Raw genomic sequence first — 21,941 nt, forward strand, 5'->3', positions numbered from 1 at the left:
CCGTAAGCGCCCACGTATGGCCCCCGCTCAATTGACCCGGCCCTTCGACGGCAGATACGACAAGCGGCCGAGAATCGCATCGGCCAGCCCAGCGGGCAAAACCGACAGCAGGCGCATGCCCAGCGCGAGCAAGCCCGGAAACGCGATCTCGCTGCGCCCCGCATCGAGCCGGCGGCGAATGTAGGCCGCAGCACGCTCGGCGCTCCACAGAAATGGCTTGTCGCCGGGGAACACGTCGCTCATCGCCGTCTCCACGAACCCGGGAAGGATCACCGTGACCCCCACCCCGCGGCGGGCCAGCAGCGGCCGCACCGAGTCTCCATAGGCCTTGATCGCAGATTTGCTCGCGCAATAGGCAGGCGAGATCGCCATGCCGCGCAGCGCGGCGAGCGAGCTGACCATTGCAACGCGGCCATGCCCGCGCGTGCCCATCCGCTCGACGACGGGCAGGACCGTGTTAAGCATGCCGTAAAGGTTGGTATCGATAACGTCCGCGGTGCGCTCCAACCCCTCCCAATCCGAAGCCGATGCGATCGTGCTTGCTACACCGGCATTCGCGATCAACAGGTCGATTGGATGCCGGGTGTCGAAATCGTCGAGCCACGCAGCCACGGCCGTCGCCTCACGCACGTCGATGACGCCTGTTTCAACCGTGGCCCCGCGCGCGCAGCAGACCGCAGCGGTCGCATCGATCCGCTCGCGATCGCGACCGATCAGACCCAGCACGGCCCCGGGCCGTGCGTAGGCAAATGCAATGGCTTGACCGAGGCCGGCGCTGGCTCCGGTAACGACGACGTGGGCCGGCCCTTGACTACGCATGCGCGCGATCCAGGCGGTCGACCGATCCCTTTACCGCCATCTCGATGCCGGTACGCGTGTAGAAATCGCCGTTGATCTGCGTGTAATGCATGATGTAGTCTAGGAAGGCTTGATAAAGATCCATGTCCGGCTCGCTCCCTTGCCCCCAGAATTCATCCAGCGTTCCCTGCCAGGTCAACCCGGGAATTGAGTAGATGGCGTCGCCCAGCGTGATCAGCGGCCGCCGATGATGCAGCGCCGACAAGCCCACCGTGCTGTTCACCACGACCACGCCCTTCGCATGATCGAGAAGCGTCGGCAAATGCCCGGCGTCGATAAAGCGAACCCGGTCGGCCACGCGCAACTCGTGAGCCAGCCTTTCGGTATACCGCCGATATTCGATCAATCCCGTATCAAGAGGATGATTCTTAATTACCAGCAATGAATCCGGTTCAGAGTATGCCGCAAACGATTGCATTACACGGTCGATCGCGTCTCGGACCCCATCAAATGGTGAATGGACAATAATTTGCGCGTCCGAATTCAATTGCAGCGGGAAAAGATAAAAATCCCGACCTTTCGCCAGAAGCTCGGCGGTCACACGCTCGGCCTCGCCTTGGTGAAGCCGCTGCAGTAGCGCCCGCGACGCCAGTCCCGCGTATTCAAACAGGCCGTTCTTCGGACGGTGACTCCGATAGTGAGGGAATCGGGCACTGAGGAACGCATTGGCCGCACGGTAGCGGATGTCATGAAACGCGCGCTCATACAGGTTGTACCCCGTTGGGCGGCCGACCCCGGCCGAGGGCATCGAGCCGCGCGCCGCGTAGTAAACGGCCGGATCCTTCGGCAACGACGACCGGCCATTCACGCCGCCGCACTCGAGCGTCAGCCAATGAGGACGGACGTATCCCTCCTCGAACACATGGACCCCGAGGCCGCTCGCCTCGGCGATTGGATGGATGGGGCGATGAATTTCCCTACAATCGCCGAACATGACGATATCAGTAAAATTACCCGACTTTACAATGTCGCCGTACCATTCCAGCAAATGCTCGACCGGGTCCGAGTAGTTCCAGCTTCCCTTCGAACCCGAATAAATCAGATCCCCACCACAAAAATTGACCCTACGAACCCAGTGTCCGCGCTCGCGCAGCGCGGCAGCCAGCCTGCCAAAAAAAGGGGAAGCCGTACCCTGCAGGACAAGAAAGGAGCGTTGCATGTGAAAGCATCAAGGCCGCACGATCCCGCCGAAGGACCCCCCCACGGCCAGGCCAGCAGCAGTTTTAAGCAGTAGTTTTAATAAGCAAACCGGTGCTCCAGAACCGGCAGAGAATACAGTACCTTTGTGAAAATATAAACATCAGCGATTTCGCAACATGCACGCTGTCACAGCGAGCGATAGCGCTAGTCACTCCACGTAGCTATAATCGGCGGCTCGTTTTAAAAACCTACTGCGTTCGCCGCCTCGCTCACGCGAAAGCTGGCATGGGCGGCGCATGCCAGATGCGGCAGGCAACGCCTCCGACGTTTGTCAGCCGAGAGGGGATGCACCGCCGCACCGGTCGTTGCGCTTCCCTGCCTCCGCTCGTCGGAATTCGCAAGCCCGTTGCTACGGGATGGGAAAAATATTTAGTCTGGGAATTGCGTTGGAAACCACATCTAGCAACGAAGCGACTGTACCACCCAACAACGGCAAGAAGCCCCTGATGGAGCGCATCAAGGGAATCAACCGCCTCTTCGCATGCACCGTCATCGTCCCGACCGCGATCGCCGTCGCCTACTTCGGTCTCATCGCATCCGATGTCTACGTCTCGGAATCGCGCTTCGTTGTACGCAGCCCACAGCGGCAAATGCAAACGAGCTTCGTGGGCGCATTGCTGCAAGGCTCCGGCTTCTCGCGCGCGCAGGACGACACCTACGCGGTGGTCGACTATATCCAGTCCCGCGATGCGCTACGTGAGCTGAACAAGGCGGACTATATTGCCAACGCATACGGCGACCACGGCGACTTCGTCAGCCGGTTCTCGAAGTCGTTCGACAACAGCTTTGAAGCCTTGCTGAAATACTATCGCAAGCATGTCATCTCGGTTGACTTCGACTCCGCCTCCGCCATTACGACCCTTCAGATCCGCGCCTACACTGCGCAGGATGCTGAAAAGATCAACGAATCACTGCTGGAGCTGAGCGAAGGCCTCGTCAATCGCATGAATGATCGCGCCGCGAACGATACCGTGCGATTCGCGCAGAAGCAGGTCGACCAGGCAACCGCAAAGGCCAAGGATGCAGCCGCAGCGCTGGCCTCATACCGGAATACGCACACGGTTTTCGATCCCGACAAGCAATCCGCGCTGGAACTGCAGCAAGTCAGCAGCCTGCAATCGCAGTTGCTGACAGCGCAGAGCCAACTGATCCAGCTGCAGTCCACCGCGCCGGCAAACCCGCAGGTCGCGACGCTGAAAACGAACATTTCGACGCTTCAGCGTCAAATCGAGGCAGCCACCAGCGGTGTCGCCGGCCGAGCCGGCTCCCTGTCGGACAAGGCCGCGCAATACGCACGCCTGCAACTGGAGTCGCAGTTTGCGGACAAGCAGTTGGCTTCCGCGATGACGGGCATGGAAAACGCGCGTGCCGAATTGCAGCGCAAGCAGCTCTATCTCGAGCGGCTTGTCGAGCCCAACACCCCAGACATCGCAATCGAGCCGCGACGTCTGAAGTCGATCTTCGAGACTTTCGCGTTGAGCATGATCGTCTGGGGCATCTTGAGCCTGTTGCTGGCCGGCGTCCGAGAGCACTATGACTAATCGGCACGCCGTGCATCACGACACGCCCTTCTTTCGCTCGTTGCACATCCAGTTCCGCGTCGTCGGCGCGCTGCTGATGCGTGAAATCATCACGCGCTATGGTCGCCACAACGTGGGCTTCCTGTGGATCATGTGCGAACCGATGATGTTTACGCTCGGCGTCACGGCCCTGTGGACCGTCACCAAGGCGACTCACGGTTCGACGTTGCCGATCACGGCATTTGCCGTCACCGGATATTCGACGGTGCTGCTATGGCGCAATTGCGCAGGCCGCTGCTCGCTCGCGATCCAGCCGAATCAGAGCCTGCTCTACCATCGCAACGTCAGGGTGATCGATCTACTGATGGCCCGCCTGGTGCTCGAGATTTCCGGCGCGACGATGTCGTTTTTCGTATTGAGCGTGCTCTTCATCGGGATCGGCATGATGGCGCCGCCGCACAACATCGCCCTGATCCTCGGCGGATGGATTCATATTGCGACGCTCGCTTGCGGCTTAGGGTTCACGCTTGGCGCACTGAGCGAGCGCAGCGAAACCGTCGAGCGGGTCTGGCACACGATTGCCTACCTGTTGTTTCCGTTGTCGGGCGCGGTATTCATGGTGGACTGGATGCCTCAGTATGCGCAGAAATTCGTTTTGCTTCTGCCAATGGTGCATGGCGTAGAAATGATCCGGTCCGGTTATTTCGGCCCTCTCGTCAAGGCACATTACGACATCGGTTATATGGTGACCTTCGACTTGGTTCTTCTACTCATCGGTCTGTGCCTCGTCCGCGAAGCCAGCAAGCACGTGGAGCCGGAATGATTGCACTCAAAGGCCTGAGCAAGGCTTATCACACCCGGACCGGCCGACGCACGGTACTCGATGACATTTCGCTGACCGTAAACAAAGGCGAACGTGTCGGCATTCTCGGACGCAACGGTGCCGGGAAGTCGACGTTGATCCGGATGATCAGCGGCGCAGAACCTCCGACGGCCGGGCGTATTACGCGCGACATGAGCGTCTCTTGGCCACTCGCCTTCGGTGGCGCCTTCCAGGGCAGTCTGACCGGAATGGATAACCTGCGTTTCGTATGCCGGGTGTACGGTGCGGATGCGAAGCGCGCAGAGCCGTTCGTGCAAGAGTTTTCGGAGCTGGGCAGCTACCTTCGAGAACCGGTGAAGACGTATTCTTCCGGCATGCGGGCGCGCTTGGCGTTCGCAATTTCGATGGCGATCGAATTTGATTGCTTCCTGATCGACGAGATTATCGCGGTGGGCGACAGTCGCTTTCACGCGAAATGCCATCACGAGCTGTTCGAAAAACGACGGGATCGAGCACTCATTATCGTCAGCCACGATGTCGCCTATGTTCGACAGCACTGCGACCGCGCAGCCGTGCTGGTGCAGGGAAAGCTTCATAATTTCGCGGACGTTGGCCAGGCGTACGATTTTTATCAGGCCAGCACCGCTTGAGCCCGCATCGCCGTATGACGCGGGCAATTTGTCTGATGTAAAGATATTCCGGAAAATCGGGCCGAAACTCAATCGACCGTCGAATTCTACTGGTCGATTATCAACAGATATCGAATAGAGTGACGCGCGCGAGCGCAAGGGTATTTGAGTGGCAACTTACCGTCAGAAACTGATCGTCGTTCTTGCGATGCATCGCAGCGGCTCGAGTGCAATCACCAATATGCTCCCCGTACTGGGCGTGCAGCTTGGTGACGCATTACTTCCTGGCATTGAAGGAAACAACGCAAAAGGATTCTTCGAAGACAGCGACCTCAATGCGCTCAACATCGCCATGCTCGGTGCGGTGGAAAATGACTGGCATCATCTGACGTCGCTCGAAGAAATCGATTTTGACACGTTGCGGCGCAAGGGCTTTTTCGGACAAGCAGTCGACCTGCTGCAAAAGAAAATCCGCGATACGGATGTATTCGGATTCAAGGATCCGCGGGTATCCAAATTGCTCCCCTTCTGGCAACAAGTCTTCGCGCATTGCCAGGTCGAGACGCACTATCTGATCACCTTGCGCAATCCGGTGAGCGTCGCTCGTTCACTCAAGGAACGCAACGGCTTCATTCCCGGAAAAAGTTACCTTCTGTGGCTTCAGCACGTCCTGCCGGGGCTCATTCAGACCAACGGCGCATCCAGATGCATTGTGGATTACGACGCCTTTCTGGAAGCGCCTCAGCCCTATATCGATTTGTGCGCAATGCGTTTCGGCCTGACGATTGATCCGCAACGTCTGGCAGCATACGAAACCGAGTTTCTGGACCGTTCGCTGCGGCACACGGTTTTCTCGAACGCAGACTTCGATCTCGAACCCATGTGTCCGACCATGGTTCGGGATGCTTACATGGCACTCAGAGCATGCGCTCTCCAGGAGCACGATCTGGACGATCCCGAATTGCGGCAGCGATGCATCGCCTGGAGCCACGCTCTCACGGGCATGCAGCCCACCCTTCGGTTGATTGACGCGCTTTCGGCTCAGGTCGACCTCTATTACCAGACTGCGATGCAGAATGGCGGAGAGTTCGCTCGACAAAGGGATCTGTGCCGCTTGCTCGAAGACAAAATTACGGAGCTCGAACGACAGTCGAGGGCGGACGCGCATAATGCAACGCTTCGAATCGACGCATTGTCGCAGGCGCTCCAATTGAGCGAAGCTGCCGTGAGCCGCGTCACTGCGGAGCATGCTGCAAGCGAATTGACCTGGAACCAGGAAGCACTGGTTCGAGAAACCACTCACAATCAGCAGATCCGCGCACTCGAGATAGAATTTTCCCGTGAGCGGGAATCATTGATCGCTGCGGTCGAAACCGCCCAGCAAAATCTCGGTAGCCTGGTCGCCGAGAAACGCATCTCCGTCGAAGCTGACGCGCGTCGAGAACTTCAGTGGCAACAAGCGCTCGACGAACAACGCGACGGGCATCGCCTGCAATTGACCTTTCTCCAAGAAAAATCGGAAGCCGCCCTGGCCGCGGCCCTGCTGAAAACCCAGACGCTCACCGGCCAGCTGCACGAATCGCAAGCAGCACTGCGCGGCGCCGACGACAAGCGCATCGCGCGCGAAGCGCAGTTTCACGATGAAGTGAAAGCGCTTCAATCGGATGTCGAAGAGGCGCGACGTGAACTGCAGGCTCGCGATCGGCAGCATCAGATGGAAGCGACGGAATACCAGGCGCAGTGCAGTGCAACCGATGCGCGGATCCACATGCTCGAACAGGACCTGCGGGCAACCCGCAATGAACTGGGGCGGATCAAGGCAAGCGCCTCGTGGAAATTCACTTCGCCCTTACGACGAATAGGACGCTGGATTATCCCTGCCAGATAGCGAGGCAGGATGAATTGACTGAATGGCAGGCGGCGGGAGAGCGCCAAGATTCCCTGCCACACCACCGAAGCAAAATACATCGCAAGAAAAATTGAGGTAGGTTTACCAATGACTGTCAGTTCACCCCCTTATTCGCACACGGTTCATCCTGCTACATTGGACGAGCTGCTCGGCCTGGATGACGAAGCATTCGTGCTTGCTGCATATCGGACGGTATTGGGTAGGGAAGCCGATCAGGAGGGTCATGCATACTATCTGCGCCGTATCCGCAACGGGATCGGAAAGCTTCATATTCTCGGACAGCTGAGGAATTCGAAGGAAGCCCGCACGCGCTCGATCGACATGAGCGGACTGGACCGCGCCATTCGTGCGACCAAGCTCAAGCAAATTTTCAGCTTCACGGCACCTTGGACGCGACGTCGCAAGGATCGGGACCGGAAACTGAATGATCTGGAAAATTCGCTGCATGCACTCTCGCGCGTCGCGACGGCGACCAACGAGCAAATCTCGAGCCTGCACGCGTCGCTGACGAGGCTGCCTCATGCCCTCGGCGACCATCACCACCCCGTCATGCGTGGGCCGGCCAGGGCGGATGCCCCGCTCATTTCCGTGATCACGCCGCTCTACAAGACGTCGCTCTATTACCTGGAACGGTTGGCGACGTCACTCTGGACCGTGCGTGACTCGATCGAATGGGTCGTCGTCAACGACTCCCCTGGCGTACCGCATGTCGAGTCGTTCATCGACAGGATGCAATCGTGCTTCCCGAACGTCAGGTACGTCAGGCACGACGTCAACCAGGGAATCTTTACCTCCTACACCAGCGGCATCAACGCCGCCACCACGCCGTACGTCGCCATTCTCGACCATGACGACGAGGTGGATCTCGCGCCGATCGTCGCGCACTTGAACGAGGTCGGGGAGCGTCACGACCTCATCTATACCGACGAAGTGCGATTCGGGCAGGGGGTGAATGTCCACTTTTCCAAGCCGACATTCGATCCGCTGAGTTCGATGCATTACTTCTATATGCATCACATCACGCTGTTCCGCACGTCGATTTGCAAGGAACTGATCGACAAGGAACCCGATGCCGTCAAAAAGTATCGCAGCTGCTTCGACATCTGGCTGGCCCTCGGCTATGTCCGGCACTTCGGCTCGCTATCGATTTCCAGCAAATACATGCCCTACCCCAGCTACGGCTGGCGGGTTCATGACGACAGTACGGCCAAGAGCCTGGGCCAGAAGCCACTTGCCGACGGTGAACGGATCGAGATTGCCAAGGCCCTCTACCGCGATCTGGATCCGTTGGCGAACATCGAGCTCGACGAAGAAGCACGCTATCTCGTTCGATACCGATATCCTACTGCGTCGGCGCAGGATCGGAAGCAGCTGGCAAAGCTGATTTGCTCGCGCTTCGACGTCTATACGCACCGCATGACCGCCATTTCGGAACATCAGATGGGCCGGGGAGACCATCCGCTACTCGTCGCGCTGTCCAACGTCCCGCTGGCTTACCTCGACGACTTCATCACCGGAAAATGCCTCATCGTGCCGCGACAAAAGCTTCCTCGGGACAGCCGGTTCCACGACAGCGTCTCGCGTCACCTGAACAACGTTCCGGTGCTGGAAACGATCGACGACAGACTCAGTCCTGCCGAATTCGCCAGGCTGACGGCGCAGAACATCGGCATCCTGAGCTCCAAGCGAGCACCGAGAATGAACAAGAGCCGCACGGCATCATATCTGCTGGTCGTTTGATGGAAGCACGCTACAAATGAACAAGAACAGTTTCAATCCGACAGTCAGCATCCTCTTGCCGGTCTACAACGGACAGGCCTACCTGCAGGAAATGCTGGAGTCCATTGCTTCGCAGAACCTGACCGATTTCGAATTGATCGTCGTCGACGACGGGTCAACCGATGGAAGCTGGGATCTATTGACGTCGTGGATGAGCGGTCACGCTCTCTCCGTCCGGCGGTTGCGCAAGCCGGTCAATTTGGGCGTATGCGCGGCACTCGTTGACGCATCGCGGCTCGCACGTGGACGCTATATCGCGCAGATCGGCCAGGACGACGTATGGGCGCCCGATCACCTGTCGGCGCTCTGCGCCGCGCTGGACAACAATCCGGACGCGAGCGCGGCCTTCGCCGGCGTCACCTATATCGATGCGCAAAGCAAGCCGATGGTCGCTACCGTGTTCAATCACGGCCGCATTGACGAAGATGGTCATGAGACGCTGCTTGCCAAACTGACGGCAGGGAATTTCCTCTGCGCACCCGCGTCCATGTTCCGCCGCGAGTTCTTCGACATCTCGTACTGGGGCGCGTCGAACGAGCGTCTGCAGGATTACGAGCTGTGGCTCAATTTATTGCTGCACGGCCGTTTCGTGTTCACCAAGCAGATCACATGCTCGTACCGGTTGCACAACAACAATCTGAGCTCGGGCTCGCAAATGCGGCTGCAGAGCGAGTACGAGTTGCTCATGACGCTGATGCGGGTACTGATGAGCAGCCGTTTCGAGCATTTCTATGCAGGCCTGAACAACGATTCGGACCGGCGAATCGAGTTCGTTCGCGTGCTCGACCACAGCCTGACGATGGTCACCGGTTACTGCTCCGGCATCGCTATGCTGCACGCTGCAGTCCTCGAACGCATCAGCATGTGGGAAACGGAGCGTTTGCAGGAAGTCAACGCCATGCGGATCAGGACCGTACGGGCGCTCGGCCTGCTGCGCAAGGCACTTGCGTTGAGAAAGGTCAGTTCGGCGCATCTGCTGCGAGACAACAGCGGTGTGCCGTATCTCGTTCCGGCTCATGACGCAATGTCGCCCCTCGTCACGGCGCTGATCGAAGAAGGTTGCTTCCAGGACGGTGCGCATATCGACTTCTCGTCCGTCGATTTGCCCTACCTGTATGCATGCTCGGAAACTCAGGTTGAACAATTGAAGTCCTATGATTCATTCCTGTCTGCGACTCACGAACATCGCGTCGTGGTATTCGACACGGAAAAGACCGGCGACCATCCATGCGGATTCGGAATTGCAGCCGATCAGCACCTGGATCATGGCCTGATGGACAAATTGTTCAAGTTCATGGAAGAAAGACATCGGTCGTTCTATCAAGCACGTCCGATGATTGGGTGAAGCGTTGTGAGCGCAAAAGTCGATATGCCAACCAATATTCAGAAGTGCGTCCTTGTCACTGCCGCCGGTACTGCCACGGCAGTCAATGTCATCAAGAGCCTGTCGCAGATTTCCGGCGTCAGGATCGTGACGACGGACAGCAACGAGCGCCACATGATTGCGGCTCCCGCTCGCTGGGACACCACGCACTATCAGGTACCGCTCGCGAGCAATACCGATGCCTTCGTCTCGGCGTTGACGGCAATCTGCGAAAAGGAAGGCGTCGATGCGATCTATCCGATCCACGATGCTGAAATTCTTGCCGTCACCGCCCATCGAACCCGATTTCCCGCGCACGTGCGGCTGCCGGCCCTGTCGCCCGACAGCGTGCGAAATTCGAACGACAAGCTGCTGAATTTCGATATCTGCCGCGAGGCAGGCCTCCCCGTTCCCGATACGATTCCAGGATCGAAGCTGCAGTCGAGCGATATCGAACGTTATAAGGCATTGATTCGCAAGCCGCGATCCGGCGTAGGAAGCGTCGGCGTTCGCCGGGTGACAAACTTCGACGAGCTGGAGCGCCAGGCGGATTTGACCGATTCCATCGTGTATCAACAGCCCTGCGTCGGCGACGAATATACGATCGATGTCCTTCGTGTCGGCTCCGACCTGATTTCCGTCACACGCGAGCGTCTCGAAACCAAGGCGGGGGTATGCACGAAGGCGCGCGTCTCCGTGCACCCGAACACCGACGCGCTCGCTCGCCGCATTGCGGACGTGTTCGAACTCCAGGGGCTGTTCTGTTTCCAGGTTATCGGCGACATCGAAAGCGGCGACCTGAAAATCATCGACATTAATCCCCGTTGCGGCGGCGGTACGGCACTTTCCGTCGCAGCAGGATTTCCGCTGCTTCAATGGCATTTCGCCGCGCTTCTGGATCTCCAAGAAGCATCGGAATTCAAAAGCGCATGTGAGCTCCGGCTGGCCCAAGGGGGTGAAGCGATCGTCTGCCGCCATTACGAAGAAATTGTGACCTTCTCGTCATGAAGCCACATCGCCCGCTAGTCGCCCTCGATTTCGACGGCACGCTCGTTTCGTGCAAAGAGAAGCAACTGTATGCGCTCGATGAAGCGTCAAAGCTGCATCACGTCGCCTACGATGCCCACGACACGTTCTGGGACCTGAAACGCAATGGATCTTCCACGCTCAAGGCGCTGACGGCGACGGGTGTGGATGAGGTGCAGGCGAGCAAGATCGCGGCGGCTTGGATCGACATCGTCGAGAGCGAACAGGCCAGCGAGCACGACAGACTGCTGCCGGACGTTGCCGACGCGCTTCGCGGTTTGGCCGCATCGGCCGACCTGATGCTGCTGTCCGCGCGCCGCAATGCCGCGTTGCTCGAACGGCAACTCGTGTCGCTGGATCTATTGAAGTTCTTTCCGATCTGGGAAACGGTCTCGCCGCTGGGCGGGGTCAGCAATTCAAAAGCACAGCGCCTCGTACATCACCGCGCCTGCTGCTACGTCGGCGACACCGAGAGTGACTGGTCAGCATCCGTAGCAGCGGCACTTCCGTTTTACCTGCTTTCTACCGGGCAGCGCAGCAATTCTTTTTTTGAGACGCATTTTCTAGATCTTGAGAATGCACCGCCGGTCATCTACGGCAATTTTCAACACGTCGCCGACGCCATCAAACATGACATACTCAGTTGACATGTGTCGATTCATCGACCTTCCGCAGTTCTCGGATCGCCGCGGGAACCTGTCGTTCATTGAAAATGGAGGCGCGCTGCCATTTGACGTCAAGCGATTCTACTTTCTGTACGACGTGCCGTTCGGCGTCGAACGCGCGGGGCACGCGCACAAGAATCTGCATCAAGTATTTTTCGCGTTCGCCGGCTGTTACGAGCTGCACCTCGACGACGGCACGAACAAGCGGACGGTATTGATCAATCAACCGAACAAGCCATTCTACGTCTGCCCTCACATCTGGCGCGTCGTCGACAGTTTCACGTCCGGCGCCGTATGTGCCGTGCTCGCAAGTGAGCAATATAGCGAGTCGGACTATCTGAGGAACTATGACGACTTTCATCAATATCTCAAAACAGTAAAATCGCCGCGGGAGAACGTGCTGTGAATGTACCTTTTTTGGATCTTGGTCGCCTGAATGCGCCTTACAAGGCGGAATTTCTCGGCGTCGCGTCGAAGCTTTTCGACGACGGCACGTTCATCGGCGGTGGACTCGTTAGCCAATTCGAACGCGAATTCGCTGAATATTGCGGCACCGAGCATTGCGTCGGTGTCGGCAACGGGCTCGACGCCATCACTCTCGCCCTGAAGGCGCTCGGCATCGCCCCGGGTGACGAAGTCATCGTTCCGGCGCAGACGTTCGTTGCGACCTGGCTTGCCGTGACGCACGTCGGCGCGGTCAATGTCCCGGTCGACGTCGAGCCGCGAACGGCCAACCTCGATCCGGACCTGATCGAAGCCGCGATTACGCCGCGTACCAAGGCGATCATCGTCGTCCATCTGTATGGCGCGACCGCGGACATGGCGCGCATCAACGAGATCGCCAAGCGTCACGGCCTATACGTCATCGAGGATGCCGCCCAGGCTCACGGCGATATCCGCTTCGACCGCAAGGTCGGCACGTTCGGTGATATCGCGACGTTCAGCTTCTACCCGTCTAAGAACCTCGGTGCGGTCGGCGATGCCGGATGCGTGGTCACCAACTCGATCGCCCTCGCACAGCGCGTGCGCGAGCTTGGCAACTACGGCAGCTCGGTCAAGTATCGTCACGATTCCATCGGTTTCAACAGCCGCCTCGATCCGATCCAGGCCGGTTTCCTGTCCCTGAAGATCAAGGATCTCGATCGCATCATCGAGAAGCGACGGGCTATCGCCGCACGCTACGATCAGGCCATCGGCAACGCCGACGAGTCCGCTCCGGTCTTCCGATTGCTCGACTTCGGTCTGCAATCGGTCTGGCACAACTACGTAATCGTCTGCCGGGATCGCGATACCGTTCAGCGACAGCTGACGGAGGCCGGGGTCGGCGTCGGCATCCACTACCCGACGATTCCTACCGAGCAAACCTGCTACGCCGACATGCAGCACTACAGCCAGGCAACGCCGGTCGCGCACCGCCTCAGTCAATCCGTCCTGAGCTTGCCGATGGGTGAATACCTGAGCGACGCCGAAGTCGATCACGTCTGCGACGCGCTGCGGAAACTGGCGTAACCGAAGTTTCATCGACGCTACCGGCATTACAGGACGCGATTCGATCTTCCGCTCTCCTCGCGAGATCGACCCGCGCCTGCCCTGCCATGACGGGGACGTATCGTTCCCGTCATGTGAATGCAGGTCCCGAAATACGAGTCTGTCGTCGGTTCGGCAATCTGCCTCCCGTCATGACGTAGCGCATTACCGTGTCATCTATGATCGATCTGGAGTTCTTTCGCTTGAGCTGGAACATGTCGCACCTGCGACGTCTTCCGGACGACACCGATCAGCCGATGAACTCGCGGCCATGCAAGTCCTATGCGGTATGCACTCACGTGAAGGCGGGGTGGTACATGCTGGAGCTCCGGGCTCATGCCGCCGCCCCCAGCGTCAAGGTGCGTGTCGTCACCGTCCCGGAAGGCGGCGAAACCGAATCGTTCTCGGTAACGACGAGCACGAGACACGTCAGCAAACGGCTCATTCGCCTGTCGTCGCGCGGGAGCGTCAGTTTGCACATGGAATCCGCGCACCCGGACGACGAAGTCACGCAATTCAAGTTGGCTCGCGTAACGGGCCGGTTCGCACGCTCGCGCATGCATCGAAAGCTGAGCGCGCTGCACCCGATGTACAAACCCGACGCATTCGGCTCGTCTTCAACCCGGCAGGCGAACGCCAGGCCTGAGCGAGACATATGGCACGACTACTGCCAGCTCTTCGAAAACCCAGATGCGCTCGTCGATTATTTGGACTGGGTCGAGTGCTTCGACACACCGAGCGGCGACGCACTTGCCCGGATGAGCCGTCGCATCGATTCATTCCGTGATCGCCCCACCGTTGCGCTGGCGATGGCGTTGTCCAGGCCGAATGCTGCCTGGCTGAACACAACCATTCAGCATGTGAAGGCGCAGATCTACCCGTACTGGGCGCTTCATATCGTCGCTCCCGCCACGGTGGATCCAGAGATTCTGAACTTGCTCGAACATCACGCACTGAGCGACAGCCGCGTGAGAATCCAGCAGCCAGGCAATCACGCGACTCCCCAGGGCGAACTGACCCGCGCGTTGCTTCGATCCGGATCGTGGATCGCCATGCTCGGCCAGCACGATCTGCTGCCCCGGCACGCGCTGTTTGCCATTTGCGAAACCGTCGATGCAGCGCCGCACGCGGAGTTGATATATTCCGACGAGGATCGGATTGACGAAGACGGATCACGCAAGGATCCGCACTTCAAATGCGACTGGAACGAAGATCTGTGCCTTTCTCGCGGCACGATCTCGCATTTGAGCGCCTGCCATGCTCGCCTGTTCGAGGCCGTGGGCGGCTGGGATCCGCGCCCGGGCTTCGCGTCCGGTTACGATCTCACGCTGCGGTGCATCGAAACAGCCCGACCGGATGGCATCGTGCATATTCCGAGCATCCTCTACCACGCTCGCACCAGTGCCCAGGATCAGTTCGACACGGCCACGGATGCTGACAAGCAAGCCGGATACCTGGCACTCGCGAACTATCTGCAGCGCAGCGGAATCGCAGCCGATGCGCGCATTACGGCTCACGGCTACAGGGTTCGTTATCGGCTGCCAGAGCCGTGCCCGATGGTCAGCATCATCATTCCCACCAGAAATGGGCTGTCGCTGCTGCGCCAATGCATCGAGTCCATTCTGCGCCGGACGACTTATTCGAACTACGAGATCATCGTCGTCGACAACGGCTCCGACGAGCGCGAGACGCTGGATTACCTCGCCGCGCTGTCGACGCATGAACGCATCGAGATCGTTCGCGACGACCGGCCGTTCAACTATTCCGCGCTCAACAACCGCGCTTGCGCGCGCGCGCGCGGAGACTATATTGCCCTCGTCAACAACGACATCGAGGTCATCAGCCCGGACTGGCTGGAAGAAATGCTGGGACAGGCAACGCGGCCCGAAGTCGGTGCAGTCGGCGCAAAACTTCTGTATTCGGACGACACCGTTCAGCACGCCGGTGTCATCCTCGGCCTCAGCGGCGCCGCGGATCATATCCACCGCGGGCTGCAAAGGCACGATCCGGGCTATCAGGCTCGAGCGGCAGTCGTCCAATCCCTTTCTGCCGTCACGGCTGCCTGCCTCGTCGTCAGAAAATCGCTCTATGTCGAAATCGGCGGCCTCAACGAAGCGTCACTGCCCGTCGCTTTCAACGACATCGACTTTTGCTTGCGCATCAGGAGCGCAGGATATCGAATCATCTGGACGCCGTTTGCCGAACTCTATCATCACGAATCGGCAACCCGAGGTGAAGACAATACGCCGGAAAAAAAGCGGCGCTCGGATGGCGAGGTTGCGTACATGCGGCAACATTGGGCCGACTTCATGGCGGACGATCCGGCCTATAGCCGGAATCTGACGCTGGATCGGGCTCAGTGCCAGATCGCGTGGCCGCCGAGAGCGGGTCTGGGTGTTATCAGGAAGGCCGGCTCCGTGCCGGCACATCCGCGCGCGACATTCGAAGATCGACCGTCTTCCGATCCGGTTGGCTACTCGAACAGGGAAGAAACCTGATCCCGTCATGACAAACAACCGAACTTTCAGCGTTCTTCTGGAAATGCGGCCCGCCCTCGACGGCCACGCCGGCATTCCGCAGGAAACGAGATTACTGTTTCGAGGCTTGTGCGAGTGCCCGTCGATCGAGGTCGAAGGGCTACTCCAAACCTCGCTCGCGTTTCTTGCGCCGGGCGCCGCAGACGAGCCGGCTCGTGCACCGGACATGACGCTCGCCGCAGTGCGTGAACGCACGCGGGTTGTCGTATCGATGGACAAACCGCGACCCAAAGGCATTTGGGCGACGGCTCGTACCTATATCCGCTCCCGCAGAACCGCATACACGCTGGCGCTGTCCGCGCTGTTGCGTCCCGCGCGTGCTCACGTGCGACTCACTCGCTTCGCGCCCCGCGGCTTCGAGGAATTCGTCTGGCGCCGCCTGTTCGAGAAGACCCTGCCGGCAGACGATTTCAAGATCGTCACCGCACGCGATCTACGTGTCTGCACGGTTCCCTGGAACGTGTTGCAGAGTGCGGGACTTCTAACCTTGAAATTCCGGCGTGAGGCAATCTATCCGCGCCTCGCGCTGGATCGGGCCGGCGTCTTCATTGCACAGACGCCGTATCCCGGCAGAATTCCCAACGATGTGGCGTTCGTCGTGCGTTATCACGACGCCTTCCCGATCATGATGCCTGACACGATCGCCAACAAGGTCCGCCATCAAGCCACGCACATGCATGCGTTGGTCAGCAATGCAAAATCCGGCGCGTATTTCGCCTGCGTGTCCGAAACGACCCGACAGGGCCTGATCGCGTTGCTTCCCGAGGTTCGCGATCGGTCGGTCACGATTCACAACATGATCTCGGCCGATTTCCGCGAAACCAACGCACCGGCCGATCGGGTCAAGCAGATCATAAGGCTTCGCGTTACCCCGGTCGGCCCGCTGAATCCGACCTTTTCCACGACCGAATCGAGAGAGCGCTTTTACGCCGACGCACTGGATCGGCAACCGTTCAAGTATCTACTGATGGTTTCGACGATCGAACCGCGCAAGAATCACGCTCGACTCTTGGCAGCGTGGTCGACTCTCATGGCGGATCGCGATCCATCGATCAAGCTCGTTTTTGTCGGAAACGCTGGCTGGGGGAGCGAGGTGCTGACTCAGGAAATGCGCGCGTGGATCGATACAGGCGCCCTGTTCGTCCTGTCCGGGGTCCCCGCCGAAGATCTGTGTACGTTGTATCGGCACGCTGTAGCGACAGTCTGCCCGAGCCTCGCGGAGGGTTTCGACTATTCCGGCCTGGAATCCATGGCCAGCGGCGGGGTCGTGGTGTCATCCGACATCGCGGTCCACCGCGAGGTCTACGGTGACGCAACCGAATACTTTGATCCGCACTGCACGCGGAGCCTGGCGGATGCGATTGGTCGCGTCGCCTATGACGACGGCGCTGAATTGCGACGTTCCGAATTGAAGGCACTGGGACGCGAAATGGCAACCCGGTATCAGCCAAAGCACATCCTGCCGCAATGGGAACGTTTTCTCGGTGCGATATCAGCCGGGAAAGCAGGAATCGGGAGATAGATCCAGTCGCTCCCACCGCACCGGATCAATACGTATTTCCGAGTACGGTATTGTTTAAAATGGTGCCTGTTGAATTTCCGGCAAGCACTGGTGTTTTTCGAACCAAACCGGGCATATTTGAATGGCTCAACCTGCTACATGTCGCAATTCACGTGCAACGCAAAACCGGCCGCCCTCCCGCCGAGAGCGGATGTTTTGCGGCCGGCGGAGGCCGTGCGGCATGTACCCGGCCCCCGCTCCTCATCCGACGACGATCGATTGGATACGAGCTGCTTGACCGAAACACATCGCGCCCCTTTTCCGGGACCGCTGCAGGTTTATTCAGAAGCAGTGATCTCAAACGCTCAGCCTAAAATTTTAGATACTCGTAACATGCGTCGCATACACTCTCTGACCTATACGTTGCCCCTCCTGTGCGGAATGGCCCTCACGGCCTGCTCGTCCATCCCCACGTCCGGACCGAGCACGTCGGCCGTCACGCAAGCACCGGCCAATCCGAGCTCGATCGGCATTCAGGTGGTCGACGTCAATGACGACGTGGCCCGGCGCCTGCTCTCCCTGCAACTGGCCGGCGATTTTTCGAAAACGCTCGGCGAACACGCGACGACGTCACAGCAGTTGGGCGCCGGCGACGTCATCGAGGTGTCGATCTGGGAGGCTCCGCCTGCTTTGCTGTTCGGCACGTCGTCGACGGACGGGCGCCCCAACACCACCTCCAATGCGCGCGTAACGGCGCTACCGGATCAGACGATCGACAGCAACGGCAATGTGCGTATCCCATTCGTCGGGCCGATCAGGGCCGCCGGACGCACGCCCGAGGAACTCGGGATGGCGATCACCGAGAGACTGAAGGGCAAAGCCAATCAGCCCCAGACGCTGGTCAGGCTGGTACAAAACACGACCTCCTACGTCACGATCGTCGGCGACGTCAATTCCAGCAAACGCATGCCGCTGACGCCTAGCGGCGAGCGCATCCTCGACGCGCTCGCCAGCGCGGGCGGCGTGCGGCAGCCGATCGAAAAAATGACGCTGCAGGTTACGCGCGGCAAAACCGTGCAATCGCTGCCGCTGGAAACGATCATCCGGGATCCGCGCCAGAACGTTCCGCTTCAGCCCGGCGACGTCGTGACGGCGCTGTATCAGCCGAACAGTTTCACGGCGCTCGGCGCGACCGGCAAAAACGAGGAAATCAACTTCGAAGCGCAGGGCATTACGCTGGCCCAGGCACTCGGCCGCATGGGCGGTCTGAACGACTCGCGCTCCGACGCCCAAGGCGTCTTCATCTTCCGGTTTGAGAAGGCAAATGCGCTCCAATGGCCGCTCCAGCCGGTCAAGACGGCACCCAACGGCCTGGTTCCGGTCGTTTATCGAGTTAACTTGAAGGATCCCAACAGTTTCTTCGTCGCGCAAAGCTTCATGATGGACAACAAGGATGTTGTCTACGTATCCAATGCGCCAATTGCGGAACTGCAGAAATTCCTCAATGTGATCTTCTCCGTGGCTTACCCCGTCATGACGACGGTTACGACTTTCCGGTAATCCATACCTAAATATCCCGCCGCACGATTCGATTCGTGCGGCAAATCCTTCGATGTGCTCCGCCGCGGCAAAGCGGAAGACGAGTATGCGCGCCGATGCTTTTCCGATTTACGAAAGCGCATATGGATTTCGAATATTTGATCTCATCGAAGCACGCTGTCCAATTTATTCATATTTATTGTCGAGACCATTATGTTGCTAATCACCGGCGGTGCAGGTTTCATTGGCGCCAACTTCGTTCTGGACTGGATTGCCGGCTCCGACGAGTCCGTCATCAATCTGGACAAACTGACCTATGCGGGCAATCTCGACACGCTTGCATCGCTTGCCGACAACCCTCGACACACGTTCGTCCGCGGCGACATCGGTGACCGGGAACTGGTCGCAGGCCTTCTGAAACAGCATCGCCCGCGTGCGGTCATCAACTTCGCGGCTGAATCCCATGTTGACCGGTCCATTTCCAGCCCCGGCGATTTCATTCAAACCAACGTGGTCGGCACCTTCAACCTACTCGAATCGGTGCGAGGCTATTGGAGCGAGCTTCCGGACGCAGAGCGTGAGGCGTTCCGCTTTCTTCACGTGTCGACCGACGAAGTCTACGGCACGCTCGGCCCCAACGATCCGGCCTTCGCGGAAACGAACCGCTACGAGCCCAACAGCCCCTATTCCGCAAGCAAGGCCGCGTCGGATCATCTCGTCCGCGCATGGCACCACACTTACGGCATGCCGGTACTGACCACCAACTGCTCCAACAACTACGGTCCCTACCATTTCCCGGAAAAGCTCATTCCGCTCGTCATTCTGAACGCGCTGGCCGGCAAGCCCCTGCCGATCTACGGCGACGGCCAGCAGATCCGCGACTGGCTCTACGTAAAGGATCACTGCTCCGCCATCCGGCGTGTCCTGCAACAAGGGAGCGTCGGCGAAACCTATAACGTGGGCGGCTGGAACGAATGTACGAATCTCGACGTTGTCCGAACGATCTGCTCGATTCTTGACGAGCTTCAGCCTCGCAGCGACAAGCAGTCGTACGCAAGCCAGATCAGTTTCGTTCAGGATCGCCCCGGGCATGATCGCCGATACGCAATCGATGCGCGCAAGCTGGAGCAGGAGCTGAACTGGAAACCCGCGGAGACGTTCGAAGGCGGCATCCGGAAAACGGTGCGCTGGTACCTCGACAACCAGGCGTGGGTGCAGAACGTCACGTCCGGCAGCTATCGCAACTGGATCGACCTGCATTATGGAGCGGATGCATGCCGCGCATCCTGATCACCGGCTCCAGCGGTCAGGTCGGCTTCGAACTCGAGCGTGCATTGGCGCCGCTCGGCGAGCTGCTGGTGCCGAAACGAAAAGACCTGGATCTTTCCGATGTCGGCACGCTCGCCGAGCGGCTCACCACATTGCAACCGGACGTCATCGTCAATCCGGCCGCCTATACGGCAGTGGACCTTGCGGAAAGCCAGTCCGCACTGGCGCATGCGATCAACGCCGATGCGCCTGGCGTTATGGCGTCATGGGCGGCAAGCAGGAAGGTCCCGTTCATTCACTATTCGACGGATTACGTATTCGACGGCACGAAGGCCGAACCGTATCTCGAAGAAGACATCACGCATCCTTTGTCGGTCTACGGGCAGAGCAAGCTGGCAGGTGAAACGGCGGTTCGCGCAGCCTGCAGCCGTCATCTGATCTTGCGTACGAGCTGGGTTGTCGGCGCACACGGGAAGAATTTTCTCAAGACGATTCTCAGGCTGGCACAAGAGCGCGAGCAGCTCAATGTCGTCGCCGATCAAGTCGGTGCGCCGACCACGGCTTCCTTCATCGCCGACGTGACCGCCCACGTGCTCGCCCGCGCGCTGTCCCCGTCGTTCAGCGATTGGGGAACGTACCACCTGGCCGCCGCCGGCGAAACGACGTGGCATGACTACGCGCGCCGTATCGTTCAGCTTGCCGAAGAATCCGGCATCGCATTGAAACTGAAGCAGGACGCGATTCAGGCCGTCCCCACCAGTGCCTATCCGACAGCCGCGACACGCCCCGCGAATTCACGGCTGAATTGCAGCAAGCTCGCCAATACATTCGACTTGCACATGCAACCCTGGCAATACGGCATCGATCATGTATTCGCCCAACTACAACATTGAAACCGAGAGCAGACCAACATCATGAAACGAAAGGGCATTATCCTCGCGGGTGGTTCGGGAACCCGTCTGTATCCTGCAACGCAGGCAGTGAGCAAGCAATTGCTGCCGATCTACGACAAGCCGATGATCTACTACCCGCTCAGCACGTTGATGTTGGCAGGCATCCGCGACATTCTGATCATCTCGACGCCTCAGGATACGCCGCGCTTCGAGCAACTGCTCGGTGACGGTCATCAGTGGGGGCTCGATCTTCAATACACGGTTCAACAGAGCCCCGACGGACTGGCGCAAGCGTTCATCCTTGCCGAATCGTTCCTCGCGGGAGATCGCTCCGCACTCGTGCTCGGCGACAACATTTTCCACGGCCACGAATTTGTGCCGCTCCTGCACGAGGCCGCGCGCAAGGAAACCGGCGCCAGTGTGTTTGCCTATCGCGTCAACGATCCTGAGCGATATGGGGTGGTCGAGTTCGACCAGGACGGTCGCGCAATCAGCATCGAGGAAAAGCCAGCTCAACCGAAATCGCACTACGCCGTTACCGGTCTGTATTTCTACGACAGCAAGGTCGTCGACATCGCCAAATCGATCAAACCGTCGGCTCGTGGCGAACTCGAGATTACCGATGTCAATGCGACCTACCTGCGCGAAGGCCTGCTCGACGTCAAGACAATGGGACGCGGCTACGCGTGGCTCGACACGGGTACGCACGACTCGATGCTCGAGGCCAGCCACTTCATCGCCACGATGGAACACCGGCAGGGACTGAAAGTGGCGTGCATTGAAGAAATCGCGTATCGCCTCGGCTACATCGATTCCGAGCAGTTGCTCCGCCTTGCCGCACCGCTCAGCAAGAACGGCTACGGCCAGTACCTGAAAAACATCCTGAAAGAGCAAATCCGCTAA

General features: G+C 59.1%; 18 protein-coding genes. 16 read left to right on the forward strand and 2 right to left on the reverse strand.

Translation table 11 applies throughout. From position 1 onward, the window contains the following. Window positions 1-27 precede the first annotated feature (27 nt). Window positions 28-819 (reverse strand): SDR family NAD(P)-dependent oxidoreductase, encoded by a 792-nt coding sequence (locus tag DM992_RS00040; protein ID WP_111015229.1) that lies wholly within the window; start codon window positions 817-819, stop codon window positions 28-30. Beyond that, window positions 812-2,017, reverse strand: coding sequence for a capsular biosynthesis protein (locus DM992_RS00045; RefSeq protein ID WP_111015230.1), 1,206 nt, complete (start codon window positions 2,015-2,017; stop codon window positions 812-814). Before DM992_RS00045 ends, DM992_RS00040 begins: the two co-directional genes overlap by 8 nt. Window positions 2,018-2,504: 487 nt before the next feature. Here DM992_RS00045 and DM992_RS00050 point away from each other — a divergent pair, with 487 nt between their 5' ends. From DM992_RS00050 to rfbA, 16 genes are all read left to right on the forward strand, one after another. Further along, window positions 2,505-3,599: a hypothetical protein gene (locus DM992_RS00050; protein ID WP_226188501.1), complete on the forward strand. Its 1,095-nt coding sequence runs from the start codon at window positions 2,505-2,507 to the stop codon at window positions 3,597-3,599. Continuing rightward, complete coding sequence (locus tag DM992_RS00055; protein WP_089430653.1) at window positions 3,592-4,401, forward strand: ABC transporter permease; 810 nt, start codon at window positions 3,592-3,594, stop codon at window positions 4,399-4,401. The genes DM992_RS00050 and DM992_RS00055 overlap by 8 nt, the downstream gene beginning before the upstream one ends. After that, the gene (locus DM992_RS00060; RefSeq protein ID WP_059590821.1) at window positions 4,398-5,051 is read left to right on the forward strand and encodes an ABC transporter ATP-binding protein; all 654 of its coding nucleotides are present in this window, start codon (window positions 4,398-4,400) and stop codon (window positions 5,049-5,051) included. The genes DM992_RS00055 and DM992_RS00060 overlap by 4 nt, the downstream gene beginning before the upstream one ends. A 148-nt stretch (window positions 5,052-5,199) precedes the next feature. Next, complete coding sequence (locus DM992_RS41415; protein WP_162631562.1) at window positions 5,200-6,918, forward strand: hypothetical protein; 1,719 nt, start codon at window positions 5,200-5,202, stop codon at window positions 6,916-6,918. A 156-nt stretch (window positions 6,919-7,074) separates the two neighbouring features. Further along, window positions 7,075-8,679, forward strand: a complete 1,605-nt coding sequence (locus DM992_RS00080) for a glycosyltransferase (RefSeq protein ID WP_162631563.1) — start codon at window positions 7,075-7,077, stop codon at window positions 8,677-8,679. A 16-nt stretch (window positions 8,680-8,695) separates the two neighbouring features. Next, window positions 8,696-10,063, forward strand: coding sequence for a glycosyltransferase (locus tag DM992_RS00085; RefSeq protein ID WP_111015236.1), 1,368 nt, complete (start codon window positions 8,696-8,698; stop codon window positions 10,061-10,063). 6 nt (window positions 10,064-10,069) lie between these two features. Then, window positions 10,070-11,089 carry an ATP-grasp domain-containing protein gene (locus DM992_RS00090; RefSeq protein ID WP_162631564.1) on the forward strand — a complete coding sequence of 340 codons (1,020 nt, stop codon included), beginning with the start codon at window positions 10,070-10,072 and terminating at the stop codon, window positions 11,087-11,089. Continuing rightward, window positions 11,086-11,754 carry an HAD family hydrolase gene (locus tag DM992_RS00095; protein WP_111015238.1) on the forward strand — a complete coding sequence of 223 codons (669 nt, stop codon included), beginning with the start codon at window positions 11,086-11,088 and terminating at the stop codon, window positions 11,752-11,754. Before DM992_RS00090 ends, DM992_RS00095 begins: the two co-directional genes overlap by 4 nt. A gap of 1 nt (window position 11,755) precedes the next feature. Further along, window positions 11,756-12,178 carry an FdtA/QdtA family cupin domain-containing protein gene (locus DM992_RS00100; protein WP_226188527.1) on the forward strand — a complete coding sequence of 141 codons (423 nt, stop codon included), beginning with the start codon at window positions 11,756-11,758 and terminating at the stop codon, window positions 12,176-12,178. Continuing rightward, on the forward strand, window positions 12,175-13,281 hold the full coding sequence (locus DM992_RS00105) for a DegT/DnrJ/EryC1/StrS family aminotransferase (protein ID WP_111015239.1): 1,107 nt from the start codon (window positions 12,175-12,177) through the stop codon (window positions 13,279-13,281). Before DM992_RS00100 ends, DM992_RS00105 begins: the two co-directional genes overlap by 4 nt. Before the next feature lie 197 nt (window positions 13,282-13,478). Continuing rightward, entirely contained in the window at window positions 13,479-15,797 is a 2,319-nt protein-coding gene (locus DM992_RS00110; RefSeq protein ID WP_111015240.1) for a glycosyltransferase family 2 protein, read from the forward strand. 7 nt (window positions 15,798-15,804) lie between these two features. Then, the gene (locus DM992_RS00115; protein ID WP_111015241.1) at window positions 15,805-17,358 is read left to right on the forward strand and encodes a glycosyltransferase family 1 protein; all 1,554 of its coding nucleotides are present in this window, start codon (window positions 15,805-15,807) and stop codon (window positions 17,356-17,358) included. Between the two features lie 420 nt (window positions 17,359-17,778). Then, window positions 17,779-18,897, forward strand: a complete 1,119-nt coding sequence (locus DM992_RS00120; protein ID WP_226188579.1) for a polysaccharide biosynthesis/export family protein — start codon at window positions 17,779-17,781, stop codon at window positions 18,895-18,897. Between the two features lie 192 nt (window positions 18,898-19,089). Next, entirely contained in the window at window positions 19,090-20,166 is a 1,077-nt protein-coding gene (gene rfbB, locus DM992_RS00125; RefSeq protein ID WP_111015242.1) for a dTDP-glucose 4,6-dehydratase, read from the forward strand. Beyond that, the gene (gene rfbD / locus DM992_RS00130; protein ID WP_111015243.1) at window positions 20,151-21,038 is read left to right on the forward strand and encodes a dTDP-4-dehydrorhamnose reductase; all 888 of its coding nucleotides are present in this window, start codon (window positions 20,151-20,153) and stop codon (window positions 21,036-21,038) included. Before rfbB ends, rfbD begins: the two co-directional genes overlap by 16 nt. A gap of 21 nt (window positions 21,039-21,059) precedes the next feature. Further along, window positions 21,060-21,941, forward strand: coding sequence for a glucose-1-phosphate thymidylyltransferase RfbA (gene rfbA, locus DM992_RS00135; protein WP_111015244.1), 882 nt, complete (start codon window positions 21,060-21,062; stop codon window positions 21,939-21,941).

Source organism: Burkholderia sp. JP2-270, assembly GCF_003233675.1.
Taxonomy (GTDB): domain Bacteria; phylum Pseudomonadota; class Gammaproteobacteria; order Burkholderiales; family Burkholderiaceae; genus Burkholderia; species Burkholderia pyrrocinia_C.